Source organism: Paraburkholderia sp. BR10923 (assembly GCF_040948765.1).
In the GTDB taxonomy this organism is placed as follows: domain Bacteria; phylum Pseudomonadota; class Gammaproteobacteria; order Burkholderiales; family Burkholderiaceae; genus Paraburkholderia; species Paraburkholderia youngii.
In genome coordinates this window covers 148,899-164,748 of record NZ_JBFPKO010000013.1, presented here as the reverse complement: position 1 = coordinate 164,748, position 15,850 = coordinate 148,899, and the positions used below count along the sequence as shown (strand labels likewise).

Below are 15,850 nucleotides of genomic sequence, written 5' to 3'. Positions count from 1 at the left end.
TTCAGGCAGCTCGCGCCGGCTGCTCGACCTGTGCCTCAGCTACGAATCGCGAAGCGAAGTTTTTTGAGGTGGCGGAAAACGTCAGCGTCGCGCGCGCGGGTCATTGCTACGTAGAACAGTCGCCGCTCTTCTGGCTCGGTTGATTTGGGACCGGAACGATGGTCTCTTCGGAGCGTGTGATCCAGACTTGGTCCCACTCAAGCCCCTTCGAACTGTGCATCGTCGTGAGCATGAGCACGGCCGGTGCCGGCCCGGCTCCGTTACTGGAATGGAGTGGCCATTCGACCTGTATTCTCGGCCAGGAAGTTCCTCGCTTTGTGAGCCACTTGATGACCTGCAGCGTTGAGGCGCTCCGGACTATCTAGCCAGATTCGCTGCTGCCAGCTTTAGTCGCGAGGCGAATTCCACCGCCGCGGGCTTGAGGCGATTGCCTCTGCGCGAGAGAAGATAAAGGTCCACGTGCACAACCGGATTTGCTCGGCGCCCTTCCCGCGTTACTTGCGGCCTGCGCGTCGATGGTTATCCATGTCCGGAGTAGGATGGCTTCGCTGATCGACATCCAAACCCCGCCAGGTCATCATTAGGGGACAAAACTTTGGAGCCACAGAATGAGGGCATCGAATAGCGGCATCCACCCAGGCACGCGGAGGAACCGTGAGCGGAAGTCTCGGCCAGAAGCTATTGAACAGCGCATCCAATTGATTTTTTAAGCTGGCGCTGACTTTATTGGCTTTGTTAGATGTGTGTCATTGACGAAATATATGACAGGCAATTAACCATAAATCCATCCGCGCTGACATGCCGACCGCTTTCGCACAGACCGTCGAGGCCCACTTTGCCGAACTCACTCCAACGCCCCAGCGCATTGCCAGTTATATGCTGGCGCATCTCGAGCGACTAGGCCTGGCAACGGCTGATCAGATCGCGCAGCAAACGGCCACCAGCGGAATCTCCGTGGGGTGTTTCCTGCGCAGCGTCGGCTATCGCAACCTCGACGACCTCAAGCGCGAACTGCGCGGCGCGCAGGGGCGCCCGTGGATGATTACCGACCGGCTCGACGAATACCGGTGTATGCGCGAACAGTTGGCCAACGCCCCGCGCCACGGCAAAAACGGGGAAAACCTCCAAACTCGCGCCCTGACCCACTCGCTGCAACTCGTCGACACGATCCAGCATGTGTACCAGTTGGCGCAATCGCCCATGTTCGCCCGCATCGCGGAGCGCATCTCCCAAGCGGACGCCGTATATATCCTCGGCATCCAGTCGACCCGCGGCACCGGCAACGCGTTCTACGGCTACCTCGAATACATCCGTCCGCGCGTCTTGTACTCCGACGGCATGTCCGGCTCATGCGTCGATTCGCTGAACTCGGAATTCGCCGCACCGTCCCTCGTCATTACCGACACGCGCGCCTACCCGGTGATCGCGCGCCGCTACTGTGAAGCCGCGGCGCATCGTGGCGGGCAATTTCACTGGCCACCGACATCTATTGCCCGTGGGCTCGTGAATTCGACTGCGATTTGTTGCAGATCAAAACCGATGTCGGCCAGTTCTGTGACTCGCTGGCGCCGCTCAGCTGTCTGTTCAACCTGCTGATGATTACCGCGATCGTTGCTCAACTGGGGGCCGCGATCGACGAACGCGTCGCAGCGAGCTGCAAGGCGAATTCAACCAGTTCGATCTCTAAACCTGTCACATCCGGAATCTGAACGCGCCCGCCATGACACAACCGCGACTCATCGAAATCACCGCCGCCACGCATGGCGTGGACATCGACCTCGTCTATGCCACCGAGCGCAATTTGACAGGCAAGCCCATCTACAAGGAAGCTCACTGCCTGCTGCTCGAACCCGCAGAAGCCGCTTTGCGCGAAGCAGTGGAGATTGCCCGCAACGCCGGCCTGACCCTGAGGATTTTCGATGCGTACCGTCCGCCCCAGGCGCAACAGGTGCTGTGGGATTTTCTGCCCGACCCGACCTACATCGCTGAGCTTGGCCGCGGTTCGAACCATAGCCGCGGCACGGCGATCGATCTGACGCTGCTCGACGCCGACGGCAACGAACTCGACATGGGCACGGGCTTCGACGCCATGACGATCGAGTCCGAACACTTCCACACTGGCCTGCCCGCGCATGTGCAGCGTAACCGCCTGTTACTGCTCGGCATCATGCACGCCGCCGGCTTCATCCACATCAAGAGCGAATGGTGGCATTACGAGTTGCCTGGCTCCCGCGCGCTGCCATTGATCGATAACAGCGAAAGCGGTCCGTTGCGTCTTATGTAATGGCGTTCGATTTCTCCATCCGTTGTTCCCTGACGGGCTCTACCCATTCCTTATGGAGCGGCAATGAAACTGGTATTGCGCAATGCACTGACGGCGGCGGTGATCTCCTCCGCCATGACCTTGTCGTTCACAGCCGCCGTCCCCGCTGCGGCGGCGACGCCGAAAGACATGTTCGTCATGGCCACGCTCCTCGACGAATTCACCACGCTCGATCCGGGCGAAATCTACGAACTGGTGCCGGAAGAATATGTAGCGAATACGTATGACCGGCTGGTGAGGGTCGATCTGAAAGACCCGTCGAAATTCAACGGCGATGTCGCACAATCGTGGACCGTGAGCCCCGACGGCCTGACCTTCACGTTCAAGATCCGTCCAGGTCTCAAGTTCCACTCGGGCAACGCGTTGAGCGCCGACGACGTCGCGTGGTCGATCCAGCGCACCGTCCTCCTCGATAAAGGCGCGGCGGCAGTGCTGCAAGGCATCGGTTTGACCAAAGACAACGTGCTGGCCAACGTGAAGAAGGTCGACGACACAACCGTCAGTGTGACGACCGACCAGAAATACGCGCCGACGTTTGTGCTGAACGTACTCGGTTCGTGGCCTGCCTCGGTGGTGGACAAGCAGTTGCTGCTCACGCACCAGAAAGGCACTGACTTCGGCAACGAATGGCTGCGCACGAACGAGGCCGGCTCCGGCGCCTACAAGCTCGTCAAATGGTCTGCCAACGACAGCATCGTCTTGCAGCGCTTCGACGGTTATCGCGTACCGCTCGCGATGAAGCGGATCGTGTTGCGTCACGTGCCGGAAGCATCGAGCCAGCGCCTGCTGCTCGAGAACGGTGACGTCGATGTGGCGCGCAACCTGAGTCCTGATGATCTCGTCGCGCTCACGAAGTCCGGCAAGGCGCATGTGAGCGCGGTGCCGCAAGCGACGCTTCTATACCTCGGCCTGAACGTCAAGAATCCGAATCTGGTCAAACCGGAAGTCCAGCAAGCGATGAAGTGGCTGATCGACTACAACGGGATTCAGAGCAACGTCGCCAAAACCACCTACAAGGTGCACGAAACCTTCCTCCCCGAAGGTTTCCTCGGCGCGCTGAATACCGACCCCTACCAGCAGAACGTCGCCAAGGCCAAGGAACTGCTGGCAAAGGCCGGGCTTCCGAACGGCTTTTCCGTGACGATGGACGTGCGTAACGGCTACCCGTACAGCGAAATCGCCGAGGCAGTCCAGGCCAACCTTGCCCAAGGCGGCATCAAGGTACAGATCATCCCCGGCGACAACAAGCAGACGCTCGCCAAGTACCGCTCGCGCTCGCATGACATTTATATCGGCGAATGGTCCGCCGATTACATCGACCCGCACAGCAACGCCCAGGGATTCACCTGGAATCCCGACAATTCCGACAAGTCGACCTATAAGATGCTCGCGTGGCGCAATTCGTGGGACATCCCCGGCCTGACGAAGGAAACCAACGCGGCGCTCGCCGAATCGTCGACGGCGAAGCGCGCCGAGTTGTACCAGACCATGCAGAAGCAGGTGCTCGCGAGTTCCCCCTTCGTGATCATGTTCCAGCAGGTCTCGCAGGTGGCCGCGCGACCGGGCGTAACGGGTCTCGAGGTGGGTCCGATCAACGACCTCGTGTCGTATCGTGATCTGAAGAAGCAGTAACGTTTGCGGTGGAGGCGAGACTGTCCGGGCTTCGCCTTCGACCGAGGAACTTGCCATGTCCACTCGCCTCACGACTTTCGAGCGCATGCGCGCGCTTTCGGTTGAAAGCGCCAGCGTGCGCTGGACCTTGCGCCTCGTGCGCTGGATCGTCACGCTCGTGATCACCTTCGCCGGGTTGCTGGCGGTCACGTTCGTGATCGGCCGCAAAATACCGATCGATCCGGTGCTGGCGATTCTCGGCGATCGCGCGTCAGCCGCAGCCTACGCGGCGGCGCGTCTTCAACTCGGGCTCGATGCGCCGCTCGCAGTGCAGTTCCTGATCTATGTGCGCGATGTGCTGCATGGCAATTTCGGTATGTCGCTGCTGACCGCGCATCCCGTGATCGAGGACATCCAGCGGGTGTTTCCCGCAACGCTCGAACTCGCGACCCTGTCGACCATCATCGGCGTGCTGATCGGCGTGCCGCTGGGCGTGATCGCCGCCGTGCGCCACAACCGCTGGATCGATCACGTCGCGCGCTTCGTCGGCCTCGTCGGCAGTTCGGTCCCGGTGTTCTGGCTCGGGCTGATGGGCCTGCTGCTGTTCTACGCGAAGCTGCATTGGGTGGCGGGACCGGGACGCGTCGATCCGGTATTCGACGGCATGGTCGATACGCGCACAGGCAGCCTGCTGATCGACTCGCTCATCGCCGGCGAATGGGACGTGTTCTTCAATGCGTTCTCGCATATCGCGCTGCCCGCGGCCATTCTCGGCTACTACTCGGTCGCCTATCTGAGCCGCATGACGCGTTCGTTCATGCTCGATCAACTCAACCAGGAGTACATCACCACGGCGCGCGCGAAAGGCTTGCCCGAGCGCCTGGTGATCTGGCGCCACGCGTTCGGCAATATCGCCGTGCCGCTTCTGACCGTAATCGCACTCACGTACAGCTATCTGCTCGAAGGCTCGGTGCTGACCGAAATCGTCTTCGCGTGGCCCGGTATCGGTTCGTATCTGACGGGCGCCCTCCTGAACGCCGATATGAACGCCGTGCTCGGCAGCACGCTCGTGATCGGCGTCACGTTTATCGCGCTCAACCTGTTGACCGACGCGCTCTATCGCGTGTTCGATCCACGCGCCCGCTGACATTGCGGAGGTCTCTTTCGTGCGTCCCCCTACCGATGAATCCATGCAAACGCAGGACTGGCCGATGAATGCCGCGCCCCGACGATGGAAAGACTGGCTGCTGAGCGAGACGCCCGCGTCACGCAAGCAGGCCGCGCTTGGCCTCGCTTACCGGCGCTGGCGACGCTTCGCGGGCAATCCGCTGTCGGTCTTCGGCCTCTTGATTCTGGCCTTGCTGATCATCATCGCGGCGATTGGGCCGCTGATCGCACCGCACGATCCGTTGCAGCAAGTCCTCTCCGACCGCCTGCTGCCGCCGGGTTCGCCATCGCACTGGTTCGGCACCGACCAGCTTGGCCGGGATATCCTCTCGCGTCTGATCTACGGTTCACGCCTTACGCTCTCGATTGCGATCCTCGTCGTGGTGATCGTGGTTCCCGTGGGGCTTTTGATCGGCACCACTGCCGGCTTCTTCGGCGGCTGGGTGGACAACGTGCTGATGCGGATCACCGACGTAGCACTCGCTTTTCCTAAGATCGTGCTCGCGCTCGCTTTCGCGGCCGCACTGGGGCCCGGTGTGATCAACGCGGTGATCGCCATTTCGATTACCGCGTGGCCGGCCTATGCCCGCCTCGCGCGGGCGGAAACGCTGCGGCTCGTGCAAGCCGATTTCATTCACGTCGCGCGCTTGCAGGGCGCCTCGCGCAAGCGCATTCTCCTGCTCTACATCATGCCGCTGTGCTCGTCGTCGGTGATCGTGCGCGCGACCCTCGATATGGCCGGCATCATTCTCACTGTCGCGGGCCTCGGATTCCTTGGCCTCGGCGCACAACCGCCCAGCCCCGAGTGGGGTTTCATGGTCGCGTCAGGCCGCAACGTGCTGCTCGATTCGTGGTGGGTGGCCACTATTCCCGGCTTCGCCATTCTGCTGGTGAGTCTCGCCTTCAACCTGCTCGGCGACGGTCTGCGGGACGTCTTCGATCCACGCCAGGGAGGCTGACATGCCAGTCGATATGCCCCATCCTTTGTGTGAAATCGACGACCTGCAAATCGGCTTTCGCGGTCATGGCGGCGAATTGACTGAAGCGGTGCGTGGCCTTTCGCTGACGCTGCGGCGCGGGGAGCGGCTTGGCATCGTCGGCGAATCCGGTTCCGGCAAGTCGCTGACCGGGCGTGCGCTGCTCGGCCTGCTGCCGCCTGAGGCGCAATGTCGTGCGAAGGCGATGAAGTTCGACGGTCAGGATCTGCTTGCCATGCCGGTGCGCAAGCGCCGGCAACTGTGCGGCCAGCAGATGGGCATGATCCTGCAAGATCCGAAATACTCACTGAACCCGGTGATGACCGTCGCGCAGCAAATGCGCGAAGCGTTCGAACTGCATGGACCGAAGTTCGGCCGCCGCGAGATACGCGAGAAAATCATCGAGGCGCTGGCAGCGGTGCATATCCGCAATCCGGAGCGTGTCGCCGACTCCTACCCGCACGAGTTGTCGGGTGGCATGGGGCAGCGCGTGATGATCGCCATGATGGTGTCGTCCGGGCCGCGTCTGCTGATCGCCGATGAACCCACCAGCGCGCTCGACGTGCTCGTCTCGATGCAGGTGCTCGGGATTCTCGACGAGATGATCGCAAAGCATGACACCGGCCTCATTTTTATCAGCCACGACCTGCCCCTTGTCATGTCGTTCTGTGACCGCGTCGTCGTGATGTTCGCGGGACGCGTCGTGGAAACGTGCGCGGCACGCGATCTCGTCCACGCCGAGCATCCCTATACGCGCGCCCTGCTCGCGGCGAATCCACCGCTTATCGATCCGCCCGAGCAACTGCCCGTGCTGAAGCGGGACGCGGCATGGCTTACGCAACCGGCCGGAGAATCAGCATGATCGATGTCGACGCTTTGACGGTGCGCTTCAAAACCAGGACCGGTCACTTCGACGCGGTGCGCGCGGCGAGCTTTCATGTCGGAGAAGGTGAGGTGTTCGGACTGGTCGGCGAATCGGGTTCCGGCAAGTCGACGATCCTGCGCGCGTTGACCGGTCTCGCGCCCGTTGCCGGCGGCCGTATGAAAATCGGTTCGCACGTGCTCGGAGAAAAACTAGACCGCTCCTTCCGACGCGACGTGCAGATGGTGTTTCAGGACCCGTACGGCTCGCTGCATCCGCGCTTCACAATCGATCAGAGCTTGCGCGAGCCGCTGACCATCAACGGCATCGGCGGGCAGGAAGAACGCATTGTCGATGCGCTGCGCGAAGTCGGCTTGGGTCCGTCTTATCGTTTCCGCTATCCGCATCAGCTGTCCGGAGGGCAGCGGCAGCGCGTCGCAATTGCTCGGGCGCTGATCGTCGAACCGCGCGTGCTGCTGCTCGATGAGCCGACGTCCGCGCTCGATGTGTCCGTGCAAGCCGAAATCCTCAACCTGCTGAAACGGCTTCATCGCGAACGGAATCTGACAATGATGCTGGTGAGCCACAATCTGGCGGTGGTGGGCTTTCTCTGCTCGCGCGTAGCGATCATGCGCCATGGTGAGATTGTCGAGCAACGCGATATCGCATCCATTCGCGCGCAGCAGGTCGAGCACGAATACACGCGCAGCCTGTTGCTCGCGACCACGGGCTACCGGCGCAAGTCGGTCGCGGTAGACGGAGCGGACGCGCTGTCATAAATGTCAGTCGCGGCGAGGTTTCGTCGCCGTGCGTATCCGCGAACTGAGCACGCTCAACAGTCGCCAGGAACGCCGCTTCAGCGCAAAGTCTTCACCGTCGTCATGGCGGTTGTTCACTCGCAACGCGTCGAAGGAAGCGGCTGATTGCCTGCCCGCTGTGCGCCTCCCGATACCGGTGCTGAGAAGAAAAAAAAGTAGGAATTGATGAGAGCAGAAGAGTTTTCACGCCGCCCAGCAGATACGGCCAGGCCTTAAGCAGCGATGTGCCAGCCCGCAATACCCTTCTGACGCACGTACCCACACGGCACGACGAAGGTGCAGCTATTCCATTCGCCTCGGCCAGTTCCAGAGCGCTGCCCTGTTCCTCCGACCAGTCGATCATGCGGGCCGACCGGCGGAACGTCACCGTGGCGCCCCCGGCCACCGCTGGTGAGCTAAGGGGCGCGCGACGCCATTGATGCGTGTTCGAGTGACGGTTGCGATCCGAATGCTTCGAAGCGGATACGCTCATCGGCGACGTTCAGTGCGCGCAGCCCCTTGTAGAAATCACGCATGAACGAGATGCCACGCCGTGCCGCTTCACGCTGATACGGTAGCGGCGGCGGTCGGCGTGCCCCGACAATGTGCAACTCCACACCAGCGGCGCGGCGTGGCCCGGCACGGCAACCCATTAGCGCTGGTCGATGCACTGCGGCAGCGCGCGTAGCGTGGCAACGGCAGCCGCACGGCCGGCTTGCCTGCCCTCGCGCGCGATGGTCGGGACGCCGATCACGGATCGTCCCTGTGCTCACGTTTTACGCCGCCATCAGGCGGCCTGCGGGAAATCCGGAGGCGGTCCGTCGAATGGGCGCCGCTCGACCAGGTGGACTGCGTAGTCCATCGCCTGCGCTTCGGCATCCTCACGCGCGGCCCAGCGCCTTAGACGCTGCGGCATGTGCCAGTCAACGCAGACCTCGCCTTCACACGCGATCTGCACGAACGCAGCATAGCCGCCCGCCGAAGTTGCGTCCGCCTCTGGCCAGCCGTGGCCGTCATGCACAAGGACCGTTCTGATACCAATTTCGGCGGCGCCAACGGCTAAGCGAGCCTGGCGCCCCTGTCCCATTGGCCGCTGTGGTGAAAGGCATCGGTGCCGCATGCTTTGTCAATCACTTTGCGCTAGCGCCTGCGTATGTGCGAGATCCACCGTCGGATCGTGGTTCGCATCGCGGTGACCTGTGCATCGAGCAAGCGACCAGCGCGTTCCCGAAGCGATCGTAGAACGTCGAGAACGGAGGCAGTCGTGCGGTTCAGATGCTCGAACAGATTGGAGTACGGGCGTGGGTGAAGGTCGCTCATTGTCTTCTCCTTATAGGCAGCAAGGAAGAGAACGGGCTTGCGCGCTCCAGTTCGCCTGCCATGCTGCGGGGCAAACAAATCGAAACACGCAGTGTGCAATTAGTGGATGATTCAGCACACTGCCTGAGCTGGATATAAATTAGTTTAACTCACTAAAAAATTCAAGTTCTTCAATGCTGCCGATGCCTTGGTACTGCCGAGGTAAGGCGTCAGCCGCACCGCCGCGTAAAGACAGATCGCAACGCGCGCCACACGGGAAATCGTCAGACTTTTAGGCGTCTGAATCCGCGTGACCAGACACTGGCACACCCCGTAGTTAGGGGTAGCCTATCGGGGCTGTGCCAGCAGACCGTTGTTCCGCTTGCGAGCCTGCCGTGTCACTGGATTGGCGGCGCCGTACCGAGCTTTTCGGCGAGCATCCTCTCATACACGCCAAAGTGCAAATCCACTTCGGACTGTTCCACCGTCGTGACGATCAGGTTGATGTGGTCCGATGGGAGCCCAAGCACGCCAGCGATAAAAGTTTCGAGTTGTGGCGCACATGCCTTGTCCTTTGCCACTGTTGTGCCAATCGTGACTTCGTAAATCTTCTCCTGGCGGCAGACAACTTCTACGAGGCGCGCGCGGGCGCTCATGTTGCTGTCGACCGCAATGCGTACGACCTCCACCGCCTTGCGCATGGCTTCCGTCGGGAAGCCCTTCGTCGAGCGCAGCCGCACGCGGTGCGGGCCCAGCGTCAACCAGTCTGTATCGAATTCCATGACCTCCTCCTGTGGTCAAACGGCCTCGTCCGCGATAATAGGACCGGCCTCAAAAATTTCAAGCGTGCCCCTGCACTCTTCCCTTGAAAAATCTGCCGCAGAGCCTATCTTAAGTTTCGCTCAGGCAGACGTGCGGTGCTCACTGGATCGCACGCTGCGTGTTTCGATTTATTTGCCAGACGCTGGCAGGCGAACCGGAGCGCGTAGGCTGGTTCACCTCCATGCGTCACTTGAGGAGAACTACATCATGAGCGATCTTTACTCTGGCACTGACCTCTTCAGCGAGTTCGACCGGCTGCAGCGGCAGATGGCAAACTTCTTCGGTACTTTCCCCTCCAGTCTTCGGGCAAGCCGCCTCGGCTCGCTCCCGCCTGTAAACATTGGCGCCACCGACGACTCGATTCACATCGTCGCGTTTGCACCCGGCGTCAATGCGGCCGAACTCGACATATCGATCGATAAAGGGCTGCTGACCATCAGCGGTGAGCGCAAGCCAGCGCGACCGGATACCGGCGAGGATGGCCGGGTCTATGCGCAGGAGCGCTTCACTGGCCCGTTCCGGCGGGTCATCGAGCTGCCGGAGAACGCAGACCCCGACAAGGTTGAGGCGCGCTACGAGAATGGCTGCCTGTCGATCGCTATCGGCAAGCGCGAATCGTCGAAGCCTCGCGCGATCACCGTCCAGTAATTCCAGGAGGCGAAAATGAGCGATACCACTGAACTGAGCAAGCGCGAACCGTCCGCGGTGACGCGCAGCGAAAGCGGGTCGTCCGCGCGGCGGATGACGATCACTCCCGCTGTCGATATCTACGAGGACACCCAGGGCGTCACGTTGTGGGCGGACCTGCCGGGAGTCACCAAAGAGAAGCTCGATGTGCGGGTTCATGACGGCAATCTCGCCATCGAGGCAGAGGCGGTCGTGCCGACACCGGCAAATCTGCGGCTGCAGCATGCCGAGATCCGTGAGCCACGCTTTGCGCGAACCTTCACGCTCTCCCCGGACTTCGATACGTCCAAGATCGAGGCGAGCCTGAAGGACGGCGTACTGAAGCTCACGATCCCGCGCCGCGACGAAGCGCGTCCGCGGCGGATCGAAGTGCGTACGGGCTGAAGTCGGCGCGTCGGCGGCAACGCCAGGCAGCACGCGAGGTGGCGGCGGCCTGGCTGCCACCCTCCGACAGCGCAGGCCCGGGTCCTGATCGCGCCGTGACGCAGGAATGCAATCCTGTTCGCTCTGACAGATCACAGAGGAGGAAACGATGAACAGCGATCCGAAGAAGTGGAACCCCTTCAAGTTCCTTCGCGGGACTGTGCGAAAAACCGATGCGGACAACCCGGAGAGCACGCCCGCCGGCGAACAGTGGCGCAGCGCATGGCCCGACATTCCGCGACTGTTCTCCCGCGAGCCGTGGCGCGCAGTGGAAGAGTTCTTTCACGACCCGTTTGCTGGCCGCGGCGCGCTCGAACGATGGTTCGGCGACTTCAGTTCATCGCGCTTCCAGCCGCGCATCGACGTTGTCGACGAGGGACCGGTGCTGCGCGTCACCGCAGAACTGCCCGGGATGGAGCGCGAAGACGTGAGGGCAAGCGTCGAGGACGGCGCGATCGTGCTGCGCGGTGAGAAAAAGCAGGACGTGCACAGTGAGGAAAACGGCTGCTATCGGCTGGAGCGTGCTCATGGACGCTTCGTACGCACGATCCCGATGCCGGAATACGCCGATCCCGGTCGCGCGCTTGCGAAATTCGACAATGGCGTGCTCACGTTGACCGTGCCGAAAACGGAGCCGGCACCGTCCACGAGTCGCACGATCGATATCAGTTAGGGCGAGCGTCCAAAGCGCTATAACGGCGAAAAGGAGAGGATTGGGTCGTTAGCTCAGCTGGTAGAGCAGCGGACTTTTAATCCGTTGGTCACTGGTTCGAATCCAGTACGACCCACATGCCATGAAGAAAATGCACCGGGTAGCCTCGCTGACCGGTGCGGAGCGGAGCGGAGCCGAAGGAGGTTAATACTCCAGTTCCGGCGCGCTAGCCTGCGCCGGCTTTTCGTCCTTCGGCGCTTCAGCCACCGTTGCATCCGTCGTCAGGATCAGTCCGGCAATCGACGCGGCGTTCTGCTCCACTGCCGCGCGGGTCGCGTGCAGCGCGTCGTCGACGCCGTCTTTCTTTTCCTTCATCTCGACCTCGGTCGCCGCCCCGACCTTGATCGCGGCCACGCCGCCTGCGAGCTTTGCAACGCGCTCCTGCAGTTTCTCCCGATCGTGGTCACTAGTCGCTTCCTCGATCTGCGCACGTATCGACTTCACGCGTGCCTCGATGCGCTTTTCGTCGCCTGCGCCGTCGATGATGATCGTGTCGCCCTTGCGAACTTCCACGCGCTTGGCGCGCCCCAAGTCCTCAAGTGTTGCGTTCTGAAGTTGCTTGCCCATCTCTTCGGAGATCACAGTCGCGCCGGTGAGCACGGCGATGTCCTTGAGCATGGCCTTGCGGCGATCGCCGAAGCCGGGGGCCTTGCCGGTCGGCGAAATTCGTGACGGCGCTGCCAGCACGCGCATGTGCCACCGTCTCGATCTGCATCATCAGCACGCTACGCGACCAGCCGTGCTCGAGCGATTTTTCTGCGCACCAGAGCCGCTGGGCGCCGTCGTCGAGCTTGTCGAGCAGCGTGACGACATGCGACCACGGAATTTTGTGTAACGGGCTTTTGCACAAGTTCCGGCTGCGGAAAAGCTTGCGCCAGCGCGCGCATGTATTTCAGGTTGCGCGAGGAGAATCCGCGCATGTCGGGAAAGGCACAAGGGTCTGGTCGCCCACTGCACTCGATTTCGCATAACTGCCCTAATCGCCCTGCTTCACCTCCGCCGTGACGGCGCGATCGAGCGCGGCCTCCAGCGTGCGCCGTTTCCACGCCGACGTGCCCTCTGCACGACGCCGCCTGCGCATGCCCCGCGTGCAGACATAGAACGAGACCGGCGTAAACATCAACCCAAGTATTGTTGCGACGATCATGCCACCGAACACACCCGTGCCAATCGAGTGGCGGCTTTCAGCGCCACCGCCCGTCGAGAACACAAGCGGTACGACACCGACTAGAAATGCCGCCGACGTCATGACGATCGGTCGAAAGCGCATCGTGCACGCCTCGACGATCGCATCGGCGAGACCCTCTCCGCGCGCATGCAGATCGCGCGCGAACTGCACGATCAGAATCGCATTCTTGCCCGCGAGGCCGATGACCGTCACCACGCCGATCTTGAAGTAGATATCGTTCGGCAAGCCGCGCAAGAACATCGCTGCAACCGCGCCGATGATGCCGAGCGGCACGACAACCAGCACCGACAACGGAATCGTCCAGCTTTCGTAAAGCGCCGCGAGCGCCATGAACACGGCGAGCAGCGACAACGCCAGCAACTGCGGCGTTTGTTGCGCCGCCTGCGTCTCGGCGAGTGACACGTCGGCCCACTCGAACCCGATACCTTCGGGCAACTGGGCCGCGAGCCGCTCCATTTCGGCCATCGCGGCACCGGAGCTGTAACCGTTCGCGGCGCGGCCCGTCACGTCGAGCGCCGGGTAGCCGTTATAACGCGTCAGGACGCTCGGCCCGCGCGCCCAGCGCAGCGACGCGAAAGCCGAGAACGGCACCATCTTGCCCGCCTGGTTGCGCACCGTGAGCGCGAGCAGATCGGTGTCCGTCATCCGGGTCGCAGCATCGCCGCCGACGAGCACGCGCAGCATGCGTCCCCCCGCTGGGTAATCGGCGATGTACGACGTGCCAAACGTCGCGCCGAGTACGTTGGCGATGGCATCGAACGACACGTCCATCGCATAGGCCTTCATGCGGTCGACCTCGACGGTTACGCGCGGCGCGTCAGGCAGCGTCTCCGAGTGCACGTCGGCCAGCATGCGGCTTTGCTTCGCGAGTTCGATCAGGCGCTCGCGCGCCGCGTCCAGCACCTCCTTGCCCACGCCGCCGCGATCTTCGAGATGGAACGTAAAACCGTCGGCGTGGCCGAGCCCGGGCACCGATGGCGGCAACTGCGCGAACACTTCGCCGTCGAGGATCCTGGCGAATTCGCGGTTCAGTCTTTCGCGCAATGTCACTGCATTGACATTGCGTCGTTCCCAGTCTTTCAGCGACACGAAGGCCATGCCGACGTTCTGCCCGCTGCCCGCGAAACTCCAGCCGATCACCGAGGTCACGTTTTCGACGGCGGGCTCCTTGTGCAGGATCGATTCAACCTGGCGCAGCACCGCGAAGGTCCGCTCCTGCGAAGCACCGGACGGCAGCTGCACCATCACCTGAAGCTGCCCCTGGTCTTCCGTCGGCAAGAAGCCCCCGGGCATCGCCGCGTAGAGCAGCGCCGCCGCACTGATCAGCGCGAGATGCACGGCGAAGGCCAGCTTCGAGCGCCCGAGCAATCGCGCCACCCAGACGCCGTAACGACGCGTCGCCCCATCGAAGCCCGAGGAGAACTTCGCAAGCCAGCGCGCGGCGACACCGCCGCGCAAAGCGTTATGGTCCCGCGGCGGCTCGAGGAGATTCGCGCAGAGTGCAGGTGCGAGCGAAAGCGCCATGAACGCCGAGACCAGAATCGCCGAGATCATCGCGATCGAGAACTGCCGGTAGATTCCGCCCACGCCGCCGCTGAAAAACGCCATCGGCAGGAAGACGGCAATGAGCACGGCCGTCACGCCGCCGATTGCGCCGCCGATCTGCCGCATCGCCTTGCGCGTCGCTTCGCGCGGCGCCAGTCCCTCCTCGTGCATGATCCGTTCGACGTTTTCCACGACGACGATCGCGTCATCGACGAGAATGCCGATCGCAAGCACGAGCCCGAATAACGTGAAGACGTTGATCGAGAGGCCGAACGCGTGCATGGCGAGGAACGAGCCCAGCAGCGTGACGGGAATCACGACGGTCGGCACGAGCGCGTAGCGCAGTTCGCGCAGGAACAGCCACATCACGCAGAAGACGAGGACGATCGCCTCGCAGAGCGTCAGGACGACCTCCTTGATGGCAATCTTGACGAAGTGCGCGCCGTCGTAGGGAATCCGCACGTCGATGCCCGCTGGCAAGGTCTTCGACAATGCGTCGATGCGCGCGCGGATCGCGTTGGATGTGGCGAGCGCGTTGCCGAGCGGCCCGAGCTGGATGCCGACGGTCGCGGCCGAATGGCCGTTCAGGCGTGACCAGAAGGTATAGCTGTCGCGCCCAACCTCGACGCGGGCCACGTCGCCAAGCCGCACCACGCCCCCGCCCGGCTGCGCCTTCAGCACGACCGCGGCAAACTCGGCCGGTGTGCGCAACTGCCCATGCACGTTGACGGACGCGGTCAGCGCCTGCCCGGCCGTGGCTGGCGCATCGCCGATCGCGCCCGCCGTGACGCTCGAACTCTGCGCACGGACCGCGGCGCTGACGTCGGCGGGCGACAGGCTGTATTCGCGCAGCTTCACCGGATCGAGCCAGATACGCATCGCTTCGTCAGCGTCCCACAGTTCAGCCGAGCCGACGCCTGGCGTGCGTTTCAGTTCGCGCAGCAGATAACGGTTCAGATAGTCGCTCAATGTCGTGGAATCGCGTGTGCCGTCGGTCGACACCAGCGTGACGAGCATGAGGAACGTGTTCGCCGCGTTGAAGACACTGATGCCCTGCTGCACGACCTGCTGCGGCAAACGCGGTTCGACTTGCTTCAGGCGGTTCTGCACGTCGACCATGGCCAGGTCGGGATTCGTGCCGGGCGTGAACATGACATCGATCTCGAGCTCGCCGAGCGCGTCGCTCGTCGTCTCGTAGTGCGAAAGCCCGTCTGCGCCGTCGAGGCTCTGCTCGATCAGGCTCGCGACGTCGCTGTCGATCTGCTCGGCTGTCGCGCCGGGGTAAGTCGCGGAGATGACGACGCGCGGCGGCGCAAGGCGCGGATACTGCGAGACTGGCAACTGCGTGATGGCAAGCGCACCGGCCACCATCACGGCGAACGCGATCACCCACGCGAAAACCGGTCTGTCGATGAAGAAGAAGGGCACCTGTGGGG

13 protein-coding genes, 1 tRNA gene and 3 pseudogenes are annotated in these 15,850 nt (G+C 62.5%); 11 read left to right on the top strand and 6 right to left on the bottom strand.

The features are described from left to right. Position 1: 1 nt before the first annotated feature. A pseudogene (locus AB3X94_RS23880) lies at positions 2–238 on the bottom strand (3'-5' exonuclease); the annotation flags it as partial. Positions 239–798: 560 nt separating this feature from the next. Between AB3X94_RS23880 and AB3X94_RS23875 the strand changes: the two are divergent. From AB3X94_RS23875 to AB3X94_RS23845, 7 genes and pseudogenes are all read left to right on the top strand, one after another. Further along, positions 799–1,687: pseudogene (locus tag AB3X94_RS23875) on the top strand (MurR/RpiR family transcriptional regulator). A 33-nt stretch (positions 1,688–1,720) separates the two neighbouring features. After that, a complete protein-coding gene (gene ddpX, locus AB3X94_RS23870) occupies positions 1,721–2,284 on the top strand; it encodes a D-alanyl-D-alanine dipeptidase (RefSeq protein WP_368612906.1) in 564 nt (187 codons plus the stop codon). Between the two features lie 114 nt (positions 2,285–2,398). Then, a complete protein-coding gene (locus tag AB3X94_RS23865) occupies positions 2,399–3,955 on the top strand; it encodes an ABC transporter substrate-binding protein (RefSeq protein ID WP_368612927.1) in 1,557 nt (518 codons plus the stop codon). A gap of 55 nt (positions 3,956–4,010) precedes the next feature. Then, positions 4,011–5,081: an ABC transporter permease gene (locus tag AB3X94_RS23860; RefSeq protein WP_176110859.1), complete on the top strand. Its 1,071-nt coding sequence runs from the start codon at positions 4,011–4,013 to the stop codon at positions 5,079–5,081. Positions 5,082–5,145: 64 nt separating this feature from the next. Continuing rightward, on the top strand, positions 5,146–6,060 hold the full coding sequence (gene nikC, locus AB3X94_RS23855; protein WP_176111932.1) for a nickel transporter permease: 915 nt from the start codon (positions 5,146–5,148) through the stop codon (positions 6,058–6,060). A gap of 1 nt (position 6,061) precedes the next feature. Then, a complete protein-coding gene (locus AB3X94_RS23850) occupies positions 6,062–6,940 on the top strand; it encodes an ABC transporter ATP-binding protein (RefSeq protein WP_368612905.1) in 879 nt (292 codons plus the stop codon). Then, positions 6,937–7,719 (top strand): ABC transporter ATP-binding protein, encoded by a 783-nt coding sequence (locus AB3X94_RS23845; RefSeq protein WP_368612904.1) that lies wholly within the window; start codon positions 6,937–6,939, stop codon positions 7,717–7,719. Before AB3X94_RS23850 ends, AB3X94_RS23845 begins: the two co-directional genes overlap by 4 nt. 805 nt (positions 7,720–8,524) lie before the next feature. Here AB3X94_RS23845 and AB3X94_RS23840 read toward each other — a convergent pair. Together AB3X94_RS23840 and AB3X94_RS23835 are read right to left on the bottom strand one after the other, a co-directional pair. Further along, positions 8,525–8,758 carry a hypothetical protein gene (locus tag AB3X94_RS23840; RefSeq protein WP_312883659.1) on the bottom strand — a complete coding sequence of 78 codons (234 nt, stop codon included), beginning with the start codon at positions 8,756–8,758 and terminating at the stop codon, positions 8,525–8,527. A gap of 676 nt (positions 8,759–9,434) precedes the next feature. After that, entirely contained in the window at positions 9,435–9,818 is a 384-nt protein-coding gene (locus tag AB3X94_RS23835; protein WP_013093386.1) for a hypothetical protein, read from the bottom strand. Positions 9,819–10,065: 247 nt separating this feature from the next. On the opposite strand from AB3X94_RS23835, the gene AB3X94_RS23830 reads away from it, so the two are divergent. From AB3X94_RS23830 to AB3X94_RS23815, 4 genes are all read left to right on the top strand, one after another. Next, positions 10,066–10,506, top strand: a complete 441-nt coding sequence (locus AB3X94_RS23830) for an Hsp20/alpha crystallin family protein (protein WP_176110856.1) — start codon at positions 10,066–10,068, stop codon at positions 10,504–10,506. A 15-nt stretch (positions 10,507–10,521) separates the two neighbouring features. Beyond that, entirely contained in the window at positions 10,522–10,929 is a 408-nt protein-coding gene (locus tag AB3X94_RS23825; RefSeq protein ID WP_176110855.1) for an Hsp20/alpha crystallin family protein, read from the top strand. Between the two features lie 148 nt (positions 10,930–11,077). Then, complete coding sequence (locus AB3X94_RS23820) at positions 11,078–11,641, top strand: Hsp20/alpha crystallin family protein (RefSeq protein ID WP_368612903.1); 564 nt, start codon at positions 11,078–11,080, stop codon at positions 11,639–11,641. A gap of 42 nt (positions 11,642–11,683) precedes the next feature. Beyond that, a tRNA-Lys gene (locus tag AB3X94_RS23815) sits at positions 11,684–11,756 on the top strand. 68 nt (positions 11,757–11,824) lie between these two features. On the opposite strand, the pseudogene AB3X94_RS23810 reads toward AB3X94_RS23815, so the two are convergent. From AB3X94_RS23810 to AB3X94_RS23800, 3 genes and pseudogenes are all read right to left on the bottom strand, one after another. Continuing rightward, positions 11,825–12,331 (bottom strand): annotated as a pseudogene (locus AB3X94_RS23810) (TCP-1/cpn60 chaperonin family protein); the annotation flags it as partial. Further along, entirely contained in the window at positions 12,216–12,530 is a 315-nt protein-coding gene (locus AB3X94_RS23805; protein WP_368612902.1) for a DUF1016 N-terminal domain-containing protein, read from the bottom strand. The pseudogene AB3X94_RS23810 and the gene AB3X94_RS23805, both read right to left, overlap by 116 nt. A gap of 126 nt (positions 12,531–12,656) precedes the next feature. Further along, on the bottom strand, positions 12,657–15,842 hold the full coding sequence (locus AB3X94_RS23800) for a multidrug efflux RND transporter permease subunit (RefSeq protein WP_176110853.1): 3,186 nt from the start codon (positions 15,840–15,842) through the stop codon (positions 12,657–12,659). Positions 15,843–15,850: the final 8 nt, after the last annotated feature.